General features: G+C 72.7%; 16 protein-coding genes and 1 pseudogene. 8 read left to right on the forward strand and 9 right to left on the reverse strand.

Annotated features, from left to right (window positions below):
* Window positions 1–100: 100 nt before the first annotated feature.
* Both ABEE00_RS15390 and ABEE00_RS15395 read left to right on the forward strand, forming a co-directional pair.
* A pseudogene (locus tag ABEE00_RS15390) lies at window positions 101–1,421 on the forward strand (multinuclear nonheme iron-dependent oxidase).
* A gap of 146 nt (window positions 1,422–1,567) precedes the next feature.
* A complete protein-coding gene (locus tag ABEE00_RS15395; RefSeq protein ID WP_345746021.1) occupies window positions 1,568–3,214 on the forward strand; it encodes an alpha/beta hydrolase in 1,647 nt (548 codons plus the stop codon).
* A 71-nt stretch (window positions 3,215–3,285) separates the two neighbouring features.
* Here ABEE00_RS15395 and hemQ read toward each other — a convergent pair whose 3' ends face one another.
* The gene (hemQ, locus tag ABEE00_RS15400; protein ID WP_345746022.1) at window positions 3,286–4,014 is read right to left on the reverse strand and encodes a hydrogen peroxide-dependent heme synthase; all 729 of its coding nucleotides are present in this window, start codon (window positions 4,012–4,014) and stop codon (window positions 3,286–3,288) included.
* Window positions 4,015–4,024: 10 nt separating this feature from the next.
* Window positions 4,025–5,434: a protoporphyrinogen oxidase gene (hemG, locus tag ABEE00_RS15405; RefSeq protein WP_345746023.1), complete on the reverse strand. Its 1,410-nt coding sequence runs from the start codon at window positions 5,432–5,434 to the stop codon at window positions 4,025–4,027.
* A gap of 275 nt (window positions 5,435–5,709) precedes the next feature.
* Here hemG and ABEE00_RS15410 point away from each other — a divergent pair, with 275 nt between their 5' ends.
* Entirely contained in the window at window positions 5,710–7,104 is a 1,395-nt protein-coding gene (locus tag ABEE00_RS15410; RefSeq protein WP_345746024.1) for an FAD-dependent oxidoreductase, read from the forward strand.
* Between the two features lie 97 nt (window positions 7,105–7,201).
* On the opposite strand, the gene hemE is transcribed toward ABEE00_RS15410, so the two are convergent.
* A complete protein-coding gene (gene hemE, locus ABEE00_RS15415) occupies window positions 7,202–8,287 on the reverse strand; it encodes a uroporphyrinogen decarboxylase (protein ID WP_345746025.1) in 1,086 nt (361 codons plus the stop codon).
* 71 nt (window positions 8,288–8,358) lie between these two features.
* On the opposite strand from hemE, the gene ABEE00_RS15420 reads away from it, so the two are divergent.
* The 5 genes from ABEE00_RS15420 to ABEE00_RS15440 all read left to right on the forward strand — a co-directional run bounded on the left by ABEE00_RS15420 (window position 8,359) and on the right by ABEE00_RS15440 (window position 15,052).
* Window positions 8,359–9,054, forward strand: coding sequence for a DUF3000 domain-containing protein (locus ABEE00_RS15420; protein WP_345746026.1), 696 nt, complete (start codon window positions 8,359–8,361; stop codon window positions 9,052–9,054).
* 309 nt (window positions 9,055–9,363) lie between these two features.
* Window positions 9,364–10,041: a response regulator transcription factor gene (locus ABEE00_RS15425; protein ID WP_345746027.1), complete on the forward strand. Its 678-nt coding sequence runs from the start codon at window positions 9,364–9,366 to the stop codon at window positions 10,039–10,041.
* A 91-nt stretch (window positions 10,042–10,132) separates the two neighbouring features.
* Entirely contained in the window at window positions 10,133–11,419 is a 1,287-nt protein-coding gene (locus ABEE00_RS15430) for a ribonuclease D (protein ID WP_345746028.1), read from the forward strand.
* A gap of 292 nt (window positions 11,420–11,711) precedes the next feature.
* Window positions 11,712–12,929 (forward strand): thiolase family protein, encoded by a 1,218-nt coding sequence (locus ABEE00_RS15435; protein WP_345746029.1) that lies wholly within the window; start codon window positions 11,712–11,714, stop codon window positions 12,927–12,929.
* Window positions 12,926–15,052, forward strand: coding sequence for a 3-hydroxyacyl-CoA dehydrogenase NAD-binding domain-containing protein (locus ABEE00_RS15440; protein WP_345746030.1), 2,127 nt, complete (start codon window positions 12,926–12,928; stop codon window positions 15,050–15,052). Before ABEE00_RS15435 ends, ABEE00_RS15440 begins: the two co-directional genes overlap by 4 nt.
* Before the next feature lie 348 nt (window positions 15,053–15,400).
* Here the strand turns inward: ABEE00_RS15440 and ABEE00_RS15445 are convergent, their stop codons facing one another.
* The 6 genes from ABEE00_RS15445 to ABEE00_RS15470 all read right to left on the reverse strand — a co-directional run bounded on the left by ABEE00_RS15445 (window position 15,401) and on the right by ABEE00_RS15470 (window position 23,091).
* Complete coding sequence (locus ABEE00_RS15445) at window positions 15,401–16,075, reverse strand: AIM24 family protein (RefSeq protein WP_345746031.1); 675 nt, start codon at window positions 16,073–16,075, stop codon at window positions 15,401–15,403.
* An 83-nt stretch (window positions 16,076–16,158) separates the two neighbouring features.
* Window positions 16,159–18,135: a cellulase family glycosylhydrolase gene (locus ABEE00_RS15450; RefSeq protein WP_345746032.1), complete on the reverse strand. Its 1,977-nt coding sequence runs from the start codon at window positions 18,133–18,135 to the stop codon at window positions 16,159–16,161.
* Window positions 18,136–18,217: 82 nt separating this feature from the next.
* Window positions 18,218–19,075 (reverse strand): carbohydrate ABC transporter permease, encoded by an 858-nt coding sequence (locus tag ABEE00_RS15455; protein ID WP_345746033.1) that lies wholly within the window; start codon window positions 19,073–19,075, stop codon window positions 18,218–18,220.
* A gap of 44 nt (window positions 19,076–19,119) precedes the next feature.
* Window positions 19,120–20,085, reverse strand: a complete 966-nt coding sequence (locus tag ABEE00_RS15460) for a carbohydrate ABC transporter permease (protein WP_345746034.1) — start codon at window positions 20,083–20,085, stop codon at window positions 19,120–19,122.
* Between the two features lie 57 nt (window positions 20,086–20,142).
* Window positions 20,143–21,438, reverse strand: coding sequence for an ABC transporter substrate-binding protein (locus tag ABEE00_RS15465; protein WP_345746035.1), 1,296 nt, complete (start codon window positions 21,436–21,438; stop codon window positions 20,143–20,145).
* Between the two features lie 147 nt (window positions 21,439–21,585).
* Complete coding sequence (locus ABEE00_RS15470; protein ID WP_345746036.1) at window positions 21,586–23,091, reverse strand: glycosyltransferase family 39 protein; 1,506 nt, start codon at window positions 23,089–23,091, stop codon at window positions 21,586–21,588.
* Window positions 23,092–23,160 lie beyond the last annotated feature (69 nt).

Below are 23,160 nucleotides of genomic sequence, written 5' to 3' on the forward strand. Positions count from 1 at the left end.
CGGGCGCGGGATTCGTCCTCTCCCTGTGTGGCAGGAGAAGCCACAGGGCCGGGGCACGGCGACGTACCGACGGCCACGGACACAACGGGGAGGTACGCGCGTGAAGGCGACGACGCCGCTCGGCACCGGCATCGGCTGGCGGCCCGAGATCGCGGAGGGCATCGAGGGGCTGCCCGGCATCGACTGGGTCGAGGCGGTCGCGGAGAACCTCTGCCCGGGCCACCTCCCCGAACCGCTCCAGCGGCTGCGGCGGCGCGGCACCACCGTGGTCCCGCACGGCGTCTCGCTCGGCCTCGGCGGCGCCGAACGCCCCGATCCCGCGCGCCTGTCGGCGCTCGCCGAGTGCGCGGAGGCGCTGGACGCGCCGCTGGTGACGGAGCACATCGCGTTCGTGCGCGCGGGCGGCATCGAGGCGGGGCACCTGATGCCGGTGCCCCGCACACGGGACGCGCTGGACGTGCTGTGCGCCAACATCCGCGTCGCACAGGAGTCCCTGCCGGTGCCGCTCGCGGTGGAGAACATCGCGGCGCTGGTCAACTGGCCAGGCGAGGAGCTCACCGAGAGCGAGTTCCTGACCGAGGTGGTCGAGCGCACGGGCTGCGGGCTGCTCATCGACGTGGCCAACCTGCACACCAACCACGTGAACCGCGGCGAGGAGCCCGCCGCCGCGCTGGACCGGATGCCCCTGGAGGCACTGGCGTACGTGCACGTCGCGGGCGGTGTGGAGCGGGACGGCGTCTGGCACGACAGCCACGGCCACCCGGTGACCCGTCCTGTGCTCGACGTCCTCGGCGAACTGTGCGCCCGCACCGCCCTGCCGGGCGTGATGCTGGAGCGCGACGAGGACTTCCCGCCGGTCGCCGAACTCGCCGCCGAGCTGGACGCGATCCGCGCGGTGGTACGGGAGGCGGACGGGGCCCGCGCCGCTGAGGAGGCCCGCACCCGTGCCTGAGCCCACCGAGAGCGGCGCGCCCGCCATGGACGCCGCCCGCGCGCGCCTCTCCGCCGCGCAGACCGCGCTCCTCTCCTCGCTCGTCGCGGGCGGCCCCGACCCGGAGGGCTTCGACGCGGAGCGCCTGGAGGTGCAGCGCCGGGCGCTGGTCGCCAAGCGGGCCGACGTGGTCGCCAAGGTCGCGCCCGAACTGCCGCGCATCCTGGGCGAGAAGGAGTTCCGCGGCGCCTTCGTCGCGTACGCGAGGGGCCGTCCGATGAGCGGCGGCTACCGCAGGGACGCCATGGACTTCGCCGAGTGGCTGCTGGTGGTCAAGCACCCCATGGGCCGCCGCGAACGCGCACGCGTCCGGCGCTGGTACGGGGTGCGCGCCGCGCCCAGGCCGCCGCTCCTGTTCCGGCTGCGGAACGGGATGGGGCTGCGCTACCGCGGAGAAGGGCACGCGGGGCACGCACCGCACGAACACTGACGCGAACGGGCCCAGCCGGGCGCGCCCGCATGCGTCACATCGGGCGGTATGCCGCGACACCGCCCGAAGGTGCTTTACACACCCCAACTGCCGCACTGTCCTTGGTTTTTGATCACCGGACCCCAGCACACCGGAACGAGGACCCCGTGCGCGCAGCCGCGATCTCCGCCGCCCTCGGCGCCATGGCCATGACGGCCGCCACCGCAGCACCGGCCGGCGGCGCCCCCGTACCCTCGCCCGACACCGGGCGGCAGGACCCGCGGGCGGCGGTGGCCGGCATCGCGGGTTCCCAGTACGGCCCGCACGCGGGCGAGGAGGCGCGCGGCACGGCCGAAGCGGCGCGGGCCGCCGCGCGGGCCGGGGTCGACTGGAAGAAGTGCCCGGCAGCCGAGGGCCTGCCCCGCTACGTCGAGTGCGGCACCGTCACCGTGCCCGTCGACTACGCGAAGCCCGGCGGCGAGAAGATCAGGCTCACGGTCAGCCGCGCCCGCGCCAAGGGCCCGGCGAAGGAGCGGAAGGGCCCGCTGCTCTACAACCCGGGAGGGCCCGGCGCCAACGGCATGGTCTTCCCCATGTACGGCAAGGTCATGGGCGGCATGTGGAAGCGCCTCAACCAGGCGTACGACCTGGTGGGTTACGCGCCCCGCGGGGTCGGCCGCTCGGCGCCGCTGTCCTGCCAGGACCCGAAGGAGTTCCAGCGCGGCCCGCACTACTCGCCGCGCAGGCCCTCGGCCGCCGACAAGCGGAAGGTGCGCCGGGAGGCCGCGGCGTACGCGGACGGCTGCTACAAGGCGCAGGGCAAGCGGCTCGCGCACTACACGACCCCCGACAACGCGCGCGATCTCGACGTGCTGCGCGCCGCGCTGGGGCAGCGGAAGCTCGACTTCATGGGCGCCTCGTGGGGCACGTACCTGGGCTCGGTGTACGCCACGCTCTTCCCCCGGCACGTGGGCAGGATGGTGCTGGACAGCGTCGTGGACCCGCGCAGGGAGAAGGTCTGGTACCGCTCCAACCTGGAGCAGAACCCCGCCTTCGAGCGCCGCTGGAACGACTGGAAGCGCTGGGTCGCCAAGCACCACGACGCCTACGGCCTGGGCGACTCGGCGCAGGCCGTGCAGCGTTCGTACGACGAGGTCCGCAGCCGCCTGGACCGCAAGGCCGCCGGCGGCACCATCGGCTCGCGCGAGCTGATGCTCGCCTACGTGAACGTCGGGTACGAGGACCAGCTGTGGCCCTCCTACGCGGCCGCGCTCTCGGAGTTCCGCAAGGGCGACCTCAAGGCGCTGTCGAAGATCGCCGAGCCCGACATGAAGAAGGCGAAGGACGACGAGAACGGCAACGCCGTCTACAACGCCGTGCAGTGCTCCGACGCGCCCTGGCCCCGCGACTGGTCGCGCTGGGACAGGGACAACACCCGCTCCACCCGCGTCGCCCCCTTCAACACGTGGGAGAACCTGCGGATGAACCTGCCCTGCGCGTACTGGAAGGGCGCCCAGTCGCAGCCCGTCGAGGTCGGCGCGGCCTACGGCAGCCTGCCCCCGGTGCTGCTGCTCGCCGCGACGCGGGACGCGGCGACCCCGTACGGCGGCGCGCTGGAGACCCAGCGGCGGCTGCCGGGCTCCTCGCTGGTGACCGAGAAGGGCGCGGGCACGCACGGCGTCGCCGGCGGCAACTCCTGCGCCGACCGGCACCTGGAGCACTACCTGCTGGACGGCAAGACGCCGGGCGAGCGCGCGGACTGCGCGCCGCGGCACGCGCCGAAGCCCGCGAAGACGGGCAGGCAGGGCACCTGAGCGGCGGGCATCACGCGGAAAAGACGAAGGGCGGCCGGTCGACCGGCCGCCCTTCCCCATGCATCAGGCCGTTATGCGAGCCCTGCCACCAGCTCGGACACCGGCTTGCGGCGCCCGGTGTAGAACGGGACCTCCTCGCGCACGTGCCGCCGCGCCTCCGAACCCCGCAGGTGCCGCATGAGGTCCACGATGCGGTACAGCTCGTCGGCCTCGAAGGCGAGGATCCACTCGTAGTCGCCCAGCGAGAAGGCGGGCACCGTGTTGGCGCGCACGTCGGGGAAGCCGCGGGCCATCTTGCCGTGGTCGGCGAGCATCGTGCGGCGCTCGTCGTCCGGGAGCAGATACCACTCGTAGCTGCGCACGAAGGGGTAGACGCTCACATACGCGCGGGGCTCCTCGTCCGCGAGGAACGCCGGGATGTGCGACTTGTTGAACTCGGCGGGGCGGTGCAGCGCCATGTTCGACCACACAGGATCCAGCGCGCGCCCGAGGCGGGTGCGGCGGAAGCGGTTGTAGGCGTCCTGCAGCGCGTCGGAGTCCTCCGCGTGCCACCAGATCATCAGGTCAGCGTCGGCCCGCAGCCCGGACACGTCGTAGGTGCCGCGCACCACCACGTCCTTCGCGGCGAGCTGCGCGAACAGCTCCTCGACCTCCTCCGCGTACCCGCCGCGGTCCTCGGGCAGCAGGTCGCGCAGCCGGAACACCGACCAGAGGGTGTAGCGGATGACCTCGTTGAGGTCCTTCGCCTTCTTGCCCGCGTTGGGGGTCCTGTCCGCCGTGCTCTCGGATGCGTCAGTCATGGCTCTATTCTCACTCGCTCTTCTGTCCGGCCCTCTGCAGGGTCCGCCCCGTCACTGCCTCTGCCGCGCGCCGCCCGTCGGCCACGCACGCGGGGATGCCGACCCCGCCGTACGCGGCTCCGCACACCGCCAGGCCCGGGACCTGCGCGGCGTACCGGCGCACACGCTCCACCCGCTCCAGGTGGCCCGCCGGGTACTGCGGGAGCGCGTCGTCCCAGCGCGTGACGACCGCGTCGACGGGTGCCGCGGTACGTCCGTGGGTCAGGCCGGTCGCCGACTCCAGGTCCTGGAGGGCGAGTTCGACCAGCTCGGAGTCCTCGCGCTCCAGCACGGCCTCGTCCCCGTACCGCCCCAGCGAGGCGCGCAGCAGAAAGAGCGAAGGATCCTGAGCAGCGCTCCACCGCCACTTGTTGGCGGAGAAGGTCGCGGCCTTGATGTTCCGCCCGTCCACCGGCGGAACGAGGAAACCGCTGCCGCCCGGCACGCGATCCCCCAGCTCAGAGCGGCGGAACGCGAGGGTCACCAGGGCCATGGAGGCGTACTCCATGTCCTCCAGCACCCATGCGGCCGCCGGCGCCTCCGCCGCGAGCAGCTTCGCCGCGGGGAAGGCGGGCACCGCGAGCACCACCGCGTCCGCGGTGAGCACGCCGCCGTCCACGCTGACCTGCCAGCCCTCGGGGAAGCGGCGGAGTCCCTTCGCCGGGGTGCCCGTACGGATGTCGGCTCCGGCGGCGCGCAGCGTCTCGGCGACGGCTCCGGGCAGCCGCCCGATCCCGCCCTCGATCCCGGCGAACACGGGCCCACCCGAGGTCCCCTGCGACCGCGCCTGGATCTCCCGTACGCCTTCCAGCAGCGAGGTGTGGGCGCGCGCGGCCTCGTAGAGCTGCGGGACGGCGGCGCGCATCGAGATCTTGTACGCGTCGCCCGCGTACACCCCGCCGAGCAGGGGCTCCACAAGCCGGTCCACGACCTCGGGTCCGAGCCGCTCAGCCACATACTCACCGATCGCGACGTCCTCGCCGACCTCGGTCGGCGGCAGTTCGGCGTCGGCGGCGATCCGCTGCAGGCCCTCGGCGGAGAGCAGGGTCTCCAGCGCGGCGGGGTCGCCGGGCACGCCCATCACGTGGCCCTTGGGCATGGGGACGAGGTCGCCGCGCGACCAGATCGCGGCGCCGACGGGCTCAGGGGCGGTCAGCGCGTCTCCGAGTCCGGCGTCGCGCGCGAGGTCCACGCCCTCGGGGCGGCGGGCGAGCATGGCCTCGGCGCCGAGGTCCACGGCCGCGCCCGCGACCTCGCCGGTCAGCAGCTTGCCGCCGCAGCGGGGTGCGGCCTCCAGCAGGGTGACCTCGGCGCCGTCGCGCACGAGCCGCTCGGCCGCGGCGAGCCCCGCGATGCCACCACCCACCACGATTACGCGCATACCCCCACGCTAATAGGTCCCGACCAGGGCTTATGCCGACACGGGGTCGGCGCGGCCCCTGCGGGGCGGGGCCCCGGGCCCCGTTGGGTGCGTGGCTGGGCGGGTGCAGGGGCGCAAGTCCGCTGTGCCCACCCGTTCCGCCCCTGCGGAACGAATGCCCACAGCTAGTAGCGGGGAGCGGCGGCGAGCAACCCACAGCGCAAAGCGGTCGGCGGTCAAAGCGGGGACCGCACACTGGGCACTCGGAGACGCAACCACTCACGCGAGGAGCAGAGATGGCAGCACGGCGACTGGTCGTCGTAGGGGGCGACGCGGCGGGGATGAGCGCGGCGTCCGGGGCTCGGCGGCTCACCGACCCCGCCGAGCTGGAGATCGTGGCCTTCGAGCGCGGCGCGTTCACCTCGTACTCCGCCTGCGGCATCCCGTACTGGATCGGCGGCGACGTCGAGAACCGCGAGGACCTGATCGCCCGCTCCCCCGAGGCGCACCGCGAGCGCGGCATCGACGTACGCACGCACACCGAGGTGACCGCGCTCGATCCGGAGAAGAAGCGGGTCAAGGCGCGGAGCAGCGACGGCACGGAGGAGTGGACGCGCTACGACACCCTCGTGCTCGCCACCGGCGCGCGCCCCGTCCGCCCGCCCATCCCCGGCATCGACGCGGCCGGCGTACACGGCGTACAGACCCTGGAGGACGGCGAGGCGGTCCTCGACGACCTGGAGCGCGCGGAGAAGAACCCCACCCACCGGAACGGACGCCGCGCGGTCGTCGTCGGCGCGGGCTACATCGGCGTCGAGATGGCCGAATCCCTCGTGAAGCGCGGCTACTCGGTCACCGTCCTGGACCGCGCCGAACAGCCCATGACCACCCTCGACCCCGACATGGGCAAACTCGTGCACGAGGCGATGGACGGCATGGGCATCACGACCCTCACGGGCTCGGCGGTCACGGAGATCCGTACCGACGAGAACGGCCGCGCACGGGCCGTGTGCACGGAGGACGCCGAACACCCCGCCGACATCGTCGTGCTGGGCCTCGGCGTCACCCCGGAGACGACCCTCGCGCGCGACGCGGGCCTGCCGCTGGGCGAGTCGGGCGGGCTGCTCACCGACCGGGCCATGCGGGTACGCGGACACGCCGACATCTACGCGGGCGGCGACTGCGTCGAGGTCCTCGACCTGGTCTCGGGCCGCAACAGGCACATCGCGCTCGGCACCCACGCGAACAAGCAGGGCCAGGTCATCGGCGCCAACATCGGCGGCGGGTACGGCAGTTTCCCCGGCGTCGTCGGCACCGCCGTCAGCAAGGTGTGCGACCTGGAGATCGCCCGTACGGGGCTGCTGGAGTCCCAGGCGGAGGACGCCGGGCTCCAGTTCGTGACCGCGACGGCCGACGCCACGAGCCGCGCGGGCTACTACCCGGGCGCCCGCGAGATGCGCGTGAAGCTGCTCGCGGAACGCCGTACGGGACGGCTGCTCGGCGCGCAGATCGTCGGCCGCGAGGGCGCGGGCAAGCGCGTGGACATCGCGGCTGTCGCCCTCACCGCGGGCATGACGGTGGAGCAGATGACCATGCTCGACCTGGGCTACGCGCCGCCGTTCTCACCGGTCTGGGACCCCGTGCAGGTCGCGGCCCGCAAGGCGGTCGCAGCGGTACGCGAACGCGGCTAGGGCCCGCAGGGCCGAAGCTCACCGCCCACGGGGCCGAGGCCCGCAACCCGCGAACACGGGGCTGAGGCACCACGCCTCAGCCCCGCCGCACCACGCCTCAGCCCCGAGCGCTCTGCTCGTGCACATACGACACGAGCCGGGTCAGCGCCTCCGGCTCGGTGTCCGGCAGCACGCCGTGGCCGAGGTTGAAGATGTGCCCGTCGAGCCCGCGCGCGGCCTCCAGGATGCGCCCGGCCTGCGTCTCCACGGCCTCGCTCGGCGCGAACAGCAGCGCCGGGTCGAGGTTGCCCTGGATCGCCTTGCCGGGGCCGACCCGCCGCGCGGCCTCGTCCACCGGCACCCGCCAGTCGGCGCCCACCACGTCGGCCCCGGCCTCGCCGAGGTCGTGCAGCAGCTCGCCGGTGCCGACGCCGAAGTGGATGCGCGGCACGCCGTACGGGGCGACCGCGTCGAAGACCTTCGCGGAGGCGGGCTGCACCGAGCGCCGGTAGTCCTCGGGCGCGAGCGCGCCGACCCACGAGTCGAAGAGCTGCACCGCCGAGGCGCCGGCCTCGATCTGCACCTGGAGGAAGGAGGCGGTGATGTCCGCGAGCCGGTCCACGAGCTCCGCCCACAGCTCCGGGTCGCCGTACATCAGCGCCTTGGTGTGCTCGTGGTTGCGCGAGGGCCCGCCCTCCACGAGGTAGCTGGCCAGCGTGAACGGCGCGCCCGCGAAGCCGATGAGGGGAGTGCCGCCCAGCTCACCGGTGAGATTGCGGACCGCCTCGGTCACGTACGAGACGTCGCCGGACTCCAGCGGGCGCAGCCGGTCCAGGTCGGCGCGGCTGCGGAAGGGCTGCTCGACGACGGGCCCGACGCCCGGCTTGATGTCGAGGCCGACGCCGATCGCCTTGAGGGGGACGACGATGTCGCTGAAGTAGATCGCGGCGTCCACGTTGTGCCGGCGCACGGGCTGCAGCGTGATCTCGGTGACGAGGTCGGGCCGCATGCACGAGTCGAGCATCGCGATGCCCTCGCGCAGCTTGCGGTACTCCGGCAGCGAGCGCCCGGCCTGCCGCATGAACCACACCGGCGTGTGCGGGACCGGCTCGCGCCGGCACGCCTTCAGAAAGACCGACTGGGCGGGGTCCGCGGCGTGCGCGTGATTCGTCTGCTGAGCCGCAAGGCTTTCGTTGGCACTCACGCCCAGAAGTCTCGCACGCCCGCGAGTGTCCCTCCGCGAACGGGCCGCCGCTTCCGCCTACCCTTCCGCCCATGGCAGCGGCTCGACCACAGATGACGGAGGGATCAGGCGGCGGTACGGAGGGGGGCGGGGATCAACTCCCACCGCTCTTCCGGCAGGCCGTCGACGCCCTGATCGGCACCAGGCCGCGGCAGGAGGTCCGGCTCAGCGAACTCCCCGCGCCCCAACGGCTCGCCCCGCACAGCTACGCGCTGGAGGCGACCGTCCTGGCGGCGCGCGGCACGGCAGGCGGCGCGGGAGGCAGTACGGAGGAGGAGCGGGAGGAACTGGCGGACGGCAGATTCGTCCTGCTCCACGACCCGGACGGGCAGGAGGCGTGGCAGTCCACCTTCCGCATCGTCACGCTTGCCCGCGCCGAGCTGGAGGCGGAGATGGCCGACGACCCCCTGCTGCCCGAGGTGACCTGGTCCTGGCTGACGGGCGCCCTGGAGGCGCGCTCGGCCGGGTACGGGGAGCCGAGCGGCACGGTCACCCGTGTCGGCTCGCAGTTCTTCGGGCGGCTCGGCGACCGGCCGCCCGAGAGCGAGCTGGAGCTCCGCGCGAGCTGGACCCCGGAGGGCGGATCGCCCACCGCGGCACCGGAGTTGGCGGCGCACCTGACGGCCTGGTGCGAACTGCTCTGCCAGTGCGCGGGCCTCCCGCCGGAGGGCGGCGACGGCGCCCCCGTGGTGCCGCTCCCGCAGCGGCGCGGCCCGCGCCCGGCCTGAGCGGCGACAGCGGCGGCAGCGCGGCAGGGCGGGAACCGGAAGGGGGTGGCACGAGCACCACCTGATGTGACGTCAGAAGTGGTGACGGGGCGTACGGGAGGGGCGCGGGGGCTTCGGGAGGGGCGGGCGCGGGCGGGGTCGAGCGGGCTTTTGATTCCGCGGGAACGCTCTCACCGTTTCGTGATCTTTCTCTAAAGGCGGCCGCGGGAGCTGCCGAAGGAGTGAGTGACCCTTCCACCCGGAACACCCCGACTCGTCCGGAGTTCCCCGGTCGCCGAGTCGGTTCCGTCCCACTCCCCAGGAGGCCCGGTGTCTGTTCTGCTTGAGCACCCCACAAGCCTGGTCGCCTACCGCCCGAACAAGCCGACGGCCATGGTCGTCGTCGCCGACCCCCGTGTGCGTTCCACCGTCACCCGGCACCTCTGGGCCCTCGGCGTGCGGGACGTCATCGAGGCGTCGTCGATCGCGGAGGCCCGTCCCCGAGTCGGCAATCCACGCGACATCTGCGTGGCCGACGTCCACCTCCCCGACGGCTCGGGGCTCAGCCTCCTGTCCGAGACCCGCGCCGCGGGCTGGCCGAACGGCCTCGCCCTCTCCGCGGCCGACGACATCAGCGCGGTACGCAACGCCCTCGCCGGAGGCGTCAAGGGTTACGTCGTCACCGGCACACGCAACAACCTCGGCGGCGCCATGCCCACCCGGCACGGCGCTGCCCCGATCGGCGCCGCGGCCAACAGGCTGCACCGCCGGCCCGGCGGCGGGCCCGGCGGTCCAGGTCACCCCGGCGGACTGCGCGAGCTCTCGGGCCGCGAGGTCGAGGTGCTGCGGCTGGTCGCCGAGGGCCAGTCCAACAAGGCCATCGGCGTCTCGATGGGGCTCTCCGCGCTCACCGTGAAGAGCCACCTCGCGCGCATCGCCCGCAAGCTCGGCACCGGCGACCGCGCCGGCATGGTCGCGGTGGCCCTGCGCACCGGCATCATCCACTGAGGCCCGCCGCGTGCACGCGGTGCGACGCCCGCCGATGGAACGTTCCGTCGGCGGGCGTTTCGCCGTCGGTGCGCGCCGCTACCCTTGACGGGTGACCGACGCCCAAGAGACCGCATCAGCACCCGCAGCTCAGACCCCGTCCCCGGGCTCTTCCGACGGCACCCGCCACGACTCGGGTCCGGCGCCGGTCCCCCTGCTCGCACCCCGCGAGGGCATCCCCCCGGTGACAGCGGACGCTGACGGGCTCGCCGCGCTCATCGCCGCCTTCGCCGGGGGCCGAGGGCCGGTCGCCGTGGACGCCGAGCGCGCCTCGGGTTACCGGTACGGACAGCGCGCCTATCTGATCCAGCTCCGCCGCGAGGGCGCGGGCAGCGCGCTGATCGACCCGGTGGCCTGCCCGGACCTCTCCGACCTGGGGAGCGCGCTGGGGGACGCGGAGTGGGTGCTGCACGCGGCGACCCAGGACCTGCCCTGTCTGCGCGATATAGGCATGCTGCCCAGCAGGCTGTTCGACACCGAGCTCGCGGGGCGGCTCGCCGGGTTCGCGCGGGTCGGCCTCGGCGCGATGGTGGAGAACGTCCTGGGGTATGCCCTGGAGAAGGGCCACTCCGCCGTGGACTGGTCCACCCGCCCGCTGCCCGAGCCCTGGCTGCGGTATGCGGCGCTGGACGTGGAGCTGCTGGTCGACCTGCGGGACGCGCTCGAGGAGGAGCTGGAGCGGCAGGGCAAACTCGCCTGGGCCCGCGAGGAGTTCGACGCCATCGCCTCGGCCCCGCCGCCGCCCCCGCGCAAGGACCCCTGGCGCCGCACCTCGGGCATGCACAAGGTGCGCAGGCGCCGCCAGATGGCCGTCGTGCGGGAGCTGTGGACCGCGCGGGACCGCATCGCGCAGAAGCGTGACGTCTCCCCCGGCAAGGTGCTCTCGGACGCGGCGATCGTGGAGGCCGCGCTGGCGGTCCCGGCCAACGCGCAGGCGCTGGCCGGCCTTTCGGGCTTCGGGCACCGCATGGGGCGCAAGCAGCTCGAGCAGTGGCAGGCCGCCGTGGAGCGCGCGAAGGCGCTGCCCGAGGAGCAGCTGCCCCAGCAGGGCCAGCCGTTGAACGGACCGCCTCCGCCCCGTTCCTGGGCCGACAAGGACCCGGCGGCCGCCGCGCGGCTGACCGCGGCGAAGGCCGCCGTGGTGGCCCGCGCCGAGGAGCTGGACCTGCCGCAGGAGAATCTGCTCACCCCCGACACCGTGCGCAGGCTGTGCTGGCAGCCGCCCGCCGCGTCCGAGGAGGGCGTCGTGGAGGCGCTGCGGGCGCTGGGCGCGCGCGAGTGGCAGATCTCCCAGACGGCCCCGCTCCTCGCGGGGGCGTTGGCCGCGAAGGAGAGCTGACCGCGAAGGACGGCTAACGCCGCCCTTCGGTGCCTTTCCGCTCCGGCCGCTTTTCGCTGCCGGCTTCTTTCCGGCTGTCGCCGCGGCGCGCTTCGCGCTGTCACCGCCGGTGGCTTTGTGCGCGTGGTTGCTCGCCGCTGCGGCGGAAGACATTTCTCGGCTGCTCGCCGCTGCTCGATGTGACGTGTGCCCCTCACCCAGGGCGGCTCTTGCCTGGTGGTTACCGACAAGTAGCATGGGCGGCGGGAAGCGCGCCGCTCGGCGTACACACCGCACCTGGAGGAGAGCCAACGTGCCTCGTACCGCTAGGGACGTCGTCTTCGTCGACGGCGTCCGTACCCCGTTCGGCAAGGCGGGCCCCAAGGGCATCTATCACGAGACCCGCGCGGACGACCTGGTCGTCAAGTGCATCCGGGAGCTGCTGCGCCGGAACCCGGACCTGCCGCCGGAGCGCATCGACGAGGTCGCGCTCGCCGCGACCACCCAGATCGGCGACCAGGGCCTGACCCTCGGCCGGACCGCCGGGATCCTCGCCGGGCTGCCGCAGACCGTTCCCGGCTACTCCATCGACCGTATGTGCGCCGGTGCGATGACCGCGGTGACGACCACCGCAGGGTCCATCTCCTTCGGCGCGTACGACCTCGTCGTGGCCGGCGGTGTCGAGCACATGGGGCGGCACCCGATGGGCGAGGGCGTCGACCCCAACCCGCGCTTCGTGTCGGAGAAGCTGGTCGACCAGTCCGCCATGTTCATGGGCATGACGGCGGAGAACCTGCACGACCGCTTCCCGCACCTGTCCAAGCAGCGTGCCGACGAGTACGCGGCGCGCAGCCAGGAGAAGGCCGCCAAGGCGTACGCCAACGGCAACATCCAGGCCGACCTGGTGCCCGTCTCGGTGCGGCGTACGAACGCCGAGGCCGGGGAGACCGGCTGGGGCCTGGCCACCCAGGACGAGCCGATGCGGCCCGGGACCACCCTGGAGATGCTGGCCGGGCTCAAGACGCCGTTCCGCGCGCACGGGCGCGTGACCCCGGGCAACGCGGCGGGCCTCAACGACGGCGCCACCGCCTCCCTCCTCGCCGCCGAGGACGTGGCGCGGGAGCTCGAGCTCCCGGTCAAGATGCGGCTCGTCTCGTACTCCTTCGCCGGTGTGGAGCCCGAGGTCATGGGCGTCGGTCCGGTGCCCGCGACGGAGAAGGCGCTCGCGCAGGCCGGTCTCTCGATCGACGACATCGGGCTCTTCGAGATCAACGAGGCCTTCGCCGTGCAGGTCCTGGCGCTGCTGGACCACTACGGCATCGCCGACGACGACCCGCGGGTCAACCAGTACGGCGGCGCCATCGCCTTCGGGCACCCGCTGGCCTCCTCCGGCGTGCGGCTGATGACGCAGCTGGCGCGGCAGTTCGAGCAGCAGCCCAACGTGCGGTACGGCCTGACGACCATGTGCGTCGGCTTCGGCATGGGCGGGACCGTCATCTGGGAGAACCCCCACTGGGAGGGCAACAAGTGAGCAGCAACATCGCAGAGACGCTCAAGGGCGCGGCAGAGGTCTTCCCTGACGAGGTCGTGACGGAGGCGCACGTGCGCCACCTCGACCTGCCCGGCGGTGCGGGCAGGTTCGCCCTGATCACGCTGGACAACGGCCTGGACCACACCAAGCCGACCACCTTCGGGCCGCAGTCGCTGGCCAAGCTGGACGAGGCCGTCGACCAGGTCGAGAAGGAGGCTTCCGAGGGCTCCATCGTCGGCGTCGGCATCACCGGCAAGCCGTTCATCTTCGCCGTCGGCGCCGACCTCAAGGGCGTCGAGGTGCTGACGAAGCACGAGGACGCGCTGGCCATCGGCCGCGGCGGGCACGCCGTCTTCAAGCGGCTGTCGAACCTCGCGGTGCCGACCTTCGCGTACTACAACGGCGCGGCCATGGGCGGCGGCGTCGAGGTCGGTCTGCACTGCACGTACCGCACCGTCTCCAAGGCGCTGCCGGCGTTCTCGCTGCCCGAGGTCTTCCTCGGCCTCGTACCGGGCTGGGGCGGCTGCGCGCTGCTGCCGAACCTGATCGGCGCCGACCGCGCGGTCTCGGTGATCATCGAGAACTCGCTCAACCAGAACAAGCAGCTCAAGGGCAAGCAGGTCTACGAGCTGGGCATCGCCGACGCGATCTTCGAGGGCGCGGACTTCCTGGAGGAGTCGCTGCGCTGGACCGCGTCCGTGCTGAAGGGCGAGCTGGAGGTCGTACGCGCCGAGGTCGACCGTGACGAGGCGTGGGACCAGGCCGTCGAGCGCGGCAAGGGCATCGCCGACAGCAAGGTGCACGGCGCCGCTCCCGCCGCCTACCGGGCGCTGGACATCATCGCCAAGGCCAAGGACGGCGACCTGCGCGCGGCCTTCGAGGAGGAGGACAAGGCGCTCGCCGACCTCATCATGGGCGGCGAGCTGCGCAGCGGCATCTACGCGTTCAACCTCGTGCAGAAGCGCGCGAAGAAGCCCGCGGGCGCGCCGGACAAGAACCTGGCCCGCCCGGTCACCAAGGTCGGCGTCGTGGGCGCGGGCCTGATGGCCTCGCAGCTCGCGCTGCTCTTCGCGCGGCGCCTTGAGGTGCCGGTCGTGCTGACCGACATCGACCAGGAGCGGGTCGACAAGGGCGTGGGCTACGTCCACGAGGAGATCGACAAGCTGCTGCTCAAGGGCCGCGTCAACCAGGACAAGGCGAACCGCCTGAAGGCCCTGGTCACCGGCTCGCTGGACAAGGCCACCGCCTTTGCCGACGCGGACTTCGTGATCGAGGCCGTCTTCGAGGAGATGGGCGTCAAGCAGAAGGTGTTCGCCGAGGTCGAGGCGGCCGTGCCGGAGCACGCGATCCTCGCCACGAACACCTCCTCGCTGTCGATCAGCGAGATGGCCTCGCAGCTCAAGCACCCCGAGCGGGTCGTGGGCTTCCACTTCTTCAACCCGGTCGCGATCCTGCCGCTGCTGGAGATCGTGCGCGGCGAGAAGACCGACGACGCGTCGCTGGCGACCGCCTTCTCGGTCGCGAAGTCGCTGAAGAAGACCGCGGTGCTCGTGAAGGACGCGCCGGCCTTCGTCGTGAACCGCGTGCTGACCCGGTTCCTCGGCGAGGTGCTGCGGTCCATCGACGAGGGCACGCCGGTCGAGGTCGCGGACCGCGCGCTGGCGCCGCTGGGGCTGCCGATGTCGCCGATCGTGCTGCTGGAGCTGGTCGGCCCCGCGGTCGCCCACCACGTGGCCGGCACGCTCAACGCGGCCTTCCCGGAGCGCTTCGGCGTCTCCGAGAACCTCGGGCGGGTCGTCGAGGCGGGCAAGCGGAACCTGTACGTCCCGGGTACGCAGGAGCTGGACCCCGAGGTCGCCTCGCTGTTCCAGGTCGGGGACACCGTGCTGAGCGAGGAGCAGGTGCGGGACCGGGCGCTGGACGCGATCGCCGAGGAGATCCGGATCATGCTGGACGACGGTGTGGTGGCGGAGGCTCAGGACATCGACCTGTGCCTGATCACCGGGGCCGGGTGGCCCTTCCACCTCGGTGGGATCACGCCGTACCTGGATCGCGCGGGTGTGTCCGAGCGCGCGGTCGGGAAGCGCTTCCTGGGGCCTGGGGTGGCCAGCGTCCCTGCGTGACGCCTCTCTTGTACGCGGACGGCGCCCGCACCCAACTTCCCTGGGTACGGGCGCCGTCGGCGTTTCCGGGGCTTCGCCCCGGGCCCCGTTGGCAACGGGGTTGCGGAGGGCGGGGGGGGCTTACGTCCGCTGTGCCCACCCGTTCCGCCCCTGCGGAACGACTGCCCACAGCTCGTGAGGAGGAAGCGCTACCGGCGTTCGCCACAGGCGGGAGCGAGGGGCGGCTGGAGGCGCGGAGCGTCGTAAGCCGACCCGTAACTCACAAAGCCGTCGCAACCACCCAACCCACATCCCGCCGCAGCGGAAGGCGACCCACAGCGCGCCCGACCGGCGGTCAAAGGCCAGGTCTCAGGACGCGGCCGGCTGCGGATGCAGCTCGCTGGGCCGCACGATCACGAAGCCCTCGCCCTCCAGGGCGAGTTGGACCGCCTCGCCCGAGCCACCCCGCAGCATGGAGCCCACGCTCTGCGAGCGGTGCAGGGACGGGGAGAGCTGCGCGCTCCACCCCACCACCGCATCCGTGTCGACGTACACCGGCTGCTGCGGGCGTACGGGGATCACGATCGGCTCCCCCTCGCAGGTGATGCCGAGCCTGCCCTGGCCGGTGAACACGCTGTTGAACAGGCCGCCGCCGGTCATCCCCGCGCCCTTGACCATCTTCACGTCGTAGGAGAGCGAGGAGTCGAAGACCAGGACGTGGCGGCCGTTGATGCTCAGCGCGTCACCGGGGGCTATGTCCACGATGAAGCAGCTCGCCGCCTCGTGCGCGAACCACGCCTCGCCCTGCCCGCGCACCGCCATCAGCGGCAGGCCCTCGCCGGTGACCTTGCGCTTGATGTAGCCGCCGACGCCCTGGCCCTGGCGCTCGAACTGGAGGTTCCCGCGGAAGGCGACCATCGCGCCCTGGCGCGCGTAACACTCCCCGTTCACGGCGTACTTGATGGACTTGCCGTTCTGGAGGGACATCCCGGAGGCGGCCGGGTCCTTGGCGAGATACTCGTCCTTGAAGAGGTCACTCTGCATGCCTGGGATGATGCCAGGCCCGCCGCCCCCGGTTCCGGCGATCGAGCCGGTCAGAACCGGTCACACCCCGCCGGAGGCCCCTCTCACACCCCGCCGGAGGCGCCGCGCAGCTCCAGCACCCGTACGCCGTACGGCTCCAGCTCGACCGCGGCCGTCTCCTTGCCGGTGCCGAGCTCGTGCAGCGAGCCGTCCACGCCGGGGCGCACCGTCGTCCGCTCGGCCGCCTGGCTGATCAGCCACACGAAGCGGCGGCCGTCCTCGTGCACGAGGGCGTCGGCCGACACCAGCGGGGTGCCCGTGCGCACGGGGCGCGAGGCCCCCGCGACCTCAGCGAGCGCCTCGTACAGCCGGTACGTCTGCTCGGGATTGACCCGCGGGGTGCGCGCCGCCAGATACTCCAGGGGGTACGTGCACAGCACCGTCTCCCCCTCCCCCAGCGCGTGCCGGAGCACCGCGGGGCGCCCGTGTCCGTCGGTCGCCACCACACGCGAACCGGTCGGCACGACCGGCAGGAAGGCCCTGCTGTCGTCGCTCCCCCGGTAGCCGCCCAGGTCGAAGCGGAGCGTCTCGCCCGCCGCGATGCTCCCGAAGTCCTCGGTGAAGGTCAGCTCGACGGTGTCGTCCTCGATGGGCTCGGCGAGACCGTAGGAGAGCTGGAGTTCCACGCCGAACAGCCCGTTGAGGTCCTGGAACCACGGCCCGCGGGTGGTGCCCTGCTCGCCGGAGCAGTACGAGAGGTAGACGGTCGCCCCGCCGCGCGCCAGCCGCTCCAGGTGGCGGCGGGTGGGAGCGAGCAACTGCCGCGTGGAGGGCAGCAGATGGAGCCGCACGCCCTCCGCTGCGGGGCCCTCGGGGAGCCCGTCCTGTTCGCGTACGAGGACCGGCGGCAGGTCCGCCTCGCGCGCCGCGGTGTAGCCCTGGCGCAGCGACTCGAAGACGACCGGGCGGTCGGCCGCGTACCCCACGGGGAAGCCGCGTTCCAGGAAGGCCGGGACGATCAGCGCGGCGTCGCTGTCCGCGCGCCGGCAGTTGCCGAAGTCGACCTGCTCCAGCACCTCGGAGAAGGCGGCGAGTTCGCGCAGCGGCGCCTTCGGGCGGCCCTGGGTGTCGGTCACGCCGAAGTGCATCTCGAAGCCGTGGTGGTCGTACGGGGGCTGCGCCGCCAGCGCGTCGTAGTCGGTGTTGTTCCAGGCGATCCAGCCGGTGGCGCCCGCGAGGAGCGAGTGGTGCAGGGTCTGGCGGTAGTAGACCCCGGCGTTCTCCTCCGAGACGAAGTCCGTGGAGAGCCCGAACTCCTCCAGGATCACGGGCTTGCGGGCGACGGCCGCCAGCTCGCACTCGAAGGCGGCGCGATGGTGCTGGCGTATCCGGTCGTTCTCCATCCGGTACACATGCGGGCCCGCGAAGTCGATCAGCTCGGCGGTCTCGCGCAGCGAGAACCCGTTCTCCTTGCCCATGACCTCCATGCCCCAGGCGCCGTCGCCCAGCGAGACGGGCTGCGGGGCCCCGGTGGCGCGGACCGCGTTGACGATGGCCTCGGCCCAGGAGTTGACGTGTTCGCGGGGCGCCGGGTCCTGTCCCGGCACCCGCCCGTAGATCGGCATCTCGTTGCTGACCAGCCAGCCCGTGATGGCCGGGTGCCGGTGGAAGCGGCGGGTCATCTCCTTGGCAAACCACGCCTGGCGGGACACCATCCACACGTCGCCGTACAGGTCGCGGCCGCCCCGCCACGAGGGGTCCCAGTTCTCCCCCGACATGTGGCCGACGATGAAGGTCGGCACGGTCTTCATGCCGTACTCGCGGTGCGCGTCCAGGAAGTCGGCGAAGTGCACGCACAGCGCCTCGTCGACGGTGTACGGGGTCGGCATGAAGTCCGGCCAGTAGAAGAACGAGCGGGTCATGTTCAGCCCGTGCTCGCGCAGCACCCGCAGCTCCTCGCGTACCGTGCGCGGGTCGTACGAACGCCACATCAGCGGGCCGCCGGTCCTGGACCAGAAGTTCACGCCGAGCCAGGGCAGCACGTCGGGGTCGTGGGCCAGCCGGTCACTGAAGCGCTTCATGAAAGCTCAGCTCTCCTCACTCGTCGTTGAGCGGCGGGTGTCCTCCGGCGGCGGGCGCGCTCAGTGGTCGCGCGGCGCGGGCTCACATCTTGACCGCACCGCTCAGCAGCGCCGCCTGCATCCGCTTCTGGAGCAGCGAGTACACGGCGAACACCGGCACCAGTGTGATCACCGTGCCCGCCGCGAGCAGTCCGTAGTCCGTTCCGGCGGTGGCGACCAGTGTGGGAAGCGCCACCTGGATGGTGCGGAGCTCGGGGTCGGGGCCGATGAGGATGAGCGAATACAGGTACTCGTTCCAGAAGTTGAGGAAGTTGAGCAGCACGATCGCGGCGATGCCCGGCAGGCAGACCGGCAGGTAGACGTGGCGCAGCACCGCGAAGGTGCCCGCGCCGTCCATCCGCGCCGCCTCCTCCAGCTCGCCCGGCACCGCCCGCATGAACTGGGTGAGCAGGACGACGGAGAGCGGCATCGCGGTGGCGGGGAGCAGCAGCACCATGAAGGTGCGGGTGTGGAAGAGGCCGGTGGCCGCTGCCAGCAGGAAGGTGGGGAAGAGCGCCGCGAAGGTCGGCACCAGGAAGCCCAGCGAGAAGACCCGCTCCATGATCCGCCCGGCCGCGCCCCTGCTGCGGGCCAGCGCGAAGGAGGCGGGCACGGCGAGCAGCAGGGTCACCACCAGTCCCCCTGCGGTCACCAGCGCGGAGTTGGCGATCGCGCCGCCGAGCCCGGCGAGCCGGAAGGAGCCGGTGAAGTTGCTCAGCGCGCCGCCGGAGAGCGCGCCGTCCGGGAGGCCCAGCGGGCTGCCGAAGATCCCCCCGTTGTCCTTGAAGGCGGAGACCAGGAAGTAGTAGAGGGGCACGACGAGCAGCGCCGCGTACCCCCAGGCGAGCAGGTGCGCGGGTATCCAGGCGGGACGCAGCCGCCGTCCGGAGCGGGTGCTCATGGGGACCTCCTCGGTGGCTCGTACGGCGGTCAGTGGCTCGGCGGTCAGTGGCTCGGCCGCAGCGCGCGGCGGATCAGCAGCATTCCGGCCAGCCCGGCGGCGAAGAGGAACACCCCGACGGCCTGGCTGTATCCCAAGTCGGCTTGCAGGAACGCCTTTTGGTACACGAGATACGCGAGCGTCGTGGAGGAGTCGCCCGGGCCTCCCTTGGTCAGCAGCAGCACGTGCTGCGCCGAGCCGAAGAGGGTCCACAGGAACTGGAGCATCGCGACCACGCCGACGTAGTCGCGCACGATCGGGAAGTGGATGCGCCACATCGCGCGCCAGTGCCCCGCGCCGTCCAGCTGCGCCGCCTCCGCGATCTCGTCCCCCACGCTGCCGAGCCGCGCCGCGATCAGCACGGCGGTGAAGCCGATGCCCGCCCAGATGTCCAGCGCGACGATCCCGTACAGCGCCGTGTCCGGATCGGCCAGCCACACGCGCGCGAGCGAGCCCAGGCCGAGGTCCCGCAGGATGCCGTTGACCAGGCCGTCGGGGGAGAGCGCCGCGTAGAAGAACATCGCCTTCGCCGGCGTGGAGATCAGGCCTGGCACGAAGAGCAGATAGCGCAACGGCCTGTGCCCGGGCGGGCGTTGTACGAGGTAGTACGCCAGCATGTACGCGCACACCAGCATCACCGGCAACGCGACGGCGAGCTGCACCCCGGTATTGCGCACGGCCTGCCAGAACACCGGATCGGCCAGCACCGTGCGGTAGTTGTCCAGCGCCGCGAAGCTGCGCGGCTGGAGCATGCCGGGCCAGTGCAGCGAGGCGATCACGAAGATGGCGGCCACCGGACCGAGCATGAAGACCAGGTACCAGGCCAGCGCGGGCACCGCGAGCCACGTGGGGCCCTTGGTGGGCGAGCGCGGCACCGCCCTCCCGCCGGCCGGTGGCGCGCCGCCCGCATGCCGCGGGTCCGGGGCGAGCGTCGTCGCGGTCGCCGAGGCGGACGTGGATGCCGTGGACATGGCGGCCTCCAAGAGGTGGGCGCGTAAGGGGAGTCGGGCGTCGGCCGTCCGGCTTCGTCAGGTGTCGGTGCTGCGGTAGGCGTGCTCCATGGCCGTACGGACCTTCCGCGCGCCGGCCCCGGGGCCGAACGCGGTGCCGGTGGCCTGGATGAGCGGCTGGGTCACGGCGGCGGGGATGTGGATGTCGGGGCACACCACCTCGCTGACCGGGCTGTCCTCGCCCTCGCCGAGCCGCTGCCCCTGCGCGACCAGCGGGAATCCGGTGCTGAGCGCGTCGGTGTGCAGGGCGACGTCGCGGCCCCCGTGCACGAAGGTGCGCACGGTCTCCTCGCTGTACATGAAGCGCACGAACCGCTCCACGCGCTCGATCTTCCGCTCGCCGTTGGGGCTGACCCAGATGCCCTGGGAGGCGTTGGCGCGCATGATGGTCGGCTTCGGGTAGACGGCGTCGCCGGGTACGGGGAAGCCGCCGACGGTCATGTGCCGGGCGGGACCGTTGGGGATCTTGGCCATCGCGGAGGACATCAGCGAGGCCGAGGCGGCCTTCTCGGTGGCGACCTGGGTGGTCATCAGGTCGGAGGTGACGCCCTGCGCGTCCTCGCCGAAGACGCCGGCGTCGCGCAGCTCCACGAACAGTTCGATGCCGCGCCGCGCGCCCGGCGAGCCGCTGAAGTCGCCGCTGGCCATCACGTGCTTCGCCTCGTCGGCCCGTACGTACGCCTGCATGATCTGGAGCAGCAGCTTCTGGCCGCTCCAGTCGTTGCCGCCGATGGCGACGGGCGTGATGCGTTTGCGGCGCAGCTTCTTCGCCGCGTCGATGAGGGCGTCGTGGGTACGGGGTATCTCCGCCACCCCCGCGCTGTGCAGCAGCTTCTCGTTGAACACCACGGGCCAGTTGGTCCGCAGGAAGGGGAAGCCCTGGATGCGGCCCCGCTTGTCCGTCCACTCGCGGAGGGGCGCGCCGATGACGCGGTCGCGGAGGCCCCAGGCGTCGAGGTAGCGGTTCACCGGGACGGTCGCGCCGACGTCGGTCCAGGCGAGCGCCTTGTCCCAGAGGTTGACCAGCACGACGTCGGCTTCCTTGCCGGCCAGCTTGGCGGTCTCGTAGACCTGTTGGAGGTCGTCCGCGTTGGTGAGGACCTTCAGCGGCATGTGCGGGTTCTGCCGCCGGAAGGCGTCGGAGGCCCGCGCCCAGGCGGGGGCGCCCGGTGCGTTGCCGCCGAGCTGCGAGTGCACGACGAGGCCGTCGGGCGCGTAGCCGCCGGTGAGGCCGGCGCAGCCGCCGAGCGCCGTGGTGGTGGCCGCGGCCCCGGCCGCGGCCAGGAATCGGCGCCGTCCCAGCGCAGGGGTCACTCCCGACACCTCCTCGTCTCGGCACGCAACGCGGCTCAGTAGACCCGGAGGGCAAGTCCGTTGTCTAGACCTCTAGTTGGACGATTCGCGCCGTGGGGAGTGTGGGCACAGCGGACCGCCACCCCGCCCGGGCCGCACCCATCGGGCCTATCGCCGCGGCACGTACAGCACCGCTCCATCGACCGTGCCCGCGCGCACATAGTGCCGCGCCACGTAAGCGCGCAACGTCGGCGTGCGCGGCACCCCGTACTCCGCCCCCCGCGCGTCGTCCACGATCACGGCGGGCCGCTCGCGCGCCAACTCCCCCCGGAAATGCGCCCACGCGCCGTCCATCGCGTACTGCTCGCCGACCCGCACTCCGCCCCGCCCACCGCTGAAGTTCGTCAGGAAACCCGCGGTCAGATAGCGCGAGGCCGGGGCCCTGTCGGCGAACCAATAGCCCTCGGGGTGCATGCCCCACAACAGCACCGATTCAGGGGGCGACGCATGGGAGCGGACCGCCGCCGCCACCCGCCGCGCATGATCCAGCTCGGCGCGCTCGGCGACGTAACCCCACCCCACATACCCGGCGCACAGCACCCCCGTCGCGGCAACGGCCACAACAGCGGTCCGCGGCCGCAACGCGCACAGCGCGGCCGCCCCCAGCAGGGCCAGCGGCGGCACCAGTTGCAGGAAATAGTGGCCGTAGAACTGGAACCCCACCAGCACACCCAGCACCGAACTCCCCAGCCACACCCACAGGTCGGCCGTCCCCCGCAGCGCCCCCTCGCGCCGCGCCACCCCCGCGTACAGCAGCGCCAGCACGAACGGCGCGCAGGCCAGCAGCAGGATCCCGGTGCTGCCCAGGCCGCGGGTCAGCGCCCGCATCCCGGCGCCCGCCACGGAGGCGTACGCCCCGGAACCGGTCGCCAGCCAGTACACGAACCGCCCAGGCCCGAAGGCCACCGCGCACGCCACCACCGGCGCGGCGGCGCCGACCAGCGCGCGCAACAGCGCCCACCACCCGGCCCTGTCGCGCCACAGCAGGAACAGCACCGGCAACAGCACCGCTCCCCCGGTCTGCTTGCACAGCATCGCGCCCGCCACGGACAGCCCCGCGAACAGCCAACGTCCGCGGTCCGCGCACCACACCGCCGCCACCGTCCACGGCAGCATGAAGACCTCGAACGTCGCGGCCTGGGTGTCCTCCGGATTGAGCCCCACCGAGGCGAGGACGTACAGCACTCCGGCGACGGCCCCCGCGCGCTCGCCCCAGCGGCGGCGCGCCAGCGAGGCGGCGAGCGCGGCGCCGGCCAGCACGGCGAGCACCGCGGCCACCCGCAGCGGCCACAGCGAGCCGTCGCCGAAGAGGGCGAACGCGCCCTGGTAGAGCCACGGGACGAGCGGCGGCTTGCGGTCCACGACCGTGTCGTAGAGCCTGCCGCCGCCGGCGAGCATGCGCGCCTGGGTGGCGAGGAAGCCCTCGTCCGGGTTCCAGACGGGCCGCGCGAAGGAGGGCAGCCGGGTCAGCACGGCGAGCGCCGCGAGGACGGGGAGCAGCCGCGGCCAGTAGCCCGCGCGCCCGCCGGACACGACGCCGCGCCCGCCCCCGCGCGAGGGGGACGGGCGCGATGCGGCGTACGCAGACGACGACGGGGCGGAAGGCGACGGCATGCCGCCAACCTATACGCCCCGCCGTCGCAAAGCGGACGAAAGGGAGCCCTCAGCACGGGCCCCCGGTAC

Origin of the sequence: Streptomyces odontomachicola, assembly GCF_039605595.1 — a bacterium.
Classification (GTDB): domain Bacteria; phylum Actinomycetota; class Actinomycetes; order Streptomycetales; family Streptomycetaceae; genus Streptomyces.

What these genes read in the sequence shown, in the direction of transcription:
- ABEE00_RS15420 (WP_345746026.1), top strand. Translation starts at nt 8,359, where the DNA reads ATGGCAGCGGCTCGACCACAGATGACGGAGGGATCAGGCGGCGGTACG.
- ABEE00_RS15455 (WP_345746033.1), bottom strand. Translation starts at nt 19,075, where the DNA reads ATGAGCACCCGCTCCGGACGGCGGCTGCGTCCCGCCTGGATACCCGCG.
- hemG (WP_345746023.1), bottom strand. Translation starts at nt 5,434, where the DNA reads ATGCGCGTAATCGTGGTGGGTGGTGGCATCGCGGGGCTCGCCGCGGCC.
- ABEE00_RS15450 (WP_345746032.1), bottom strand. Translation starts at nt 18,135, where the DNA reads ATGAAGCGCTTCAGTGACCGGCTGGCCCACGACCCCGACGTGCTGCCC.
- ABEE00_RS15460 (WP_345746034.1), bottom strand. Translation starts at nt 20,085, where the DNA reads ATGTCCACGGCATCCACGTCCGCCTCGGCGACCGCGACGACGCTCGCC.
- ABEE00_RS15445 (WP_345746031.1), bottom strand. Translation starts at nt 16,075, where the DNA reads ATGCAGAGTGACCTCTTCAAGGACGAGTATCTCGCCAAGGACCCGGCC.
- hemQ (WP_345746022.1), bottom strand. Translation starts at nt 4,014, where the DNA reads ATGACTGACGCATCCGAGAGCACGGCGGACAGGACCCCCAACGCGGGC.
- ABEE00_RS15410 (WP_345746024.1), top strand. Translation starts at nt 5,710, where the DNA reads ATGGCAGCACGGCGACTGGTCGTCGTAGGGGGCGACGCGGCGGGGATG.
- ABEE00_RS15470 (WP_345746036.1), bottom strand. Translation starts at nt 23,091, where the DNA reads ATGCCGTCGCCTTCCGCCCCGTCGTCGTCTGCGTACGCCGCATCGCGC.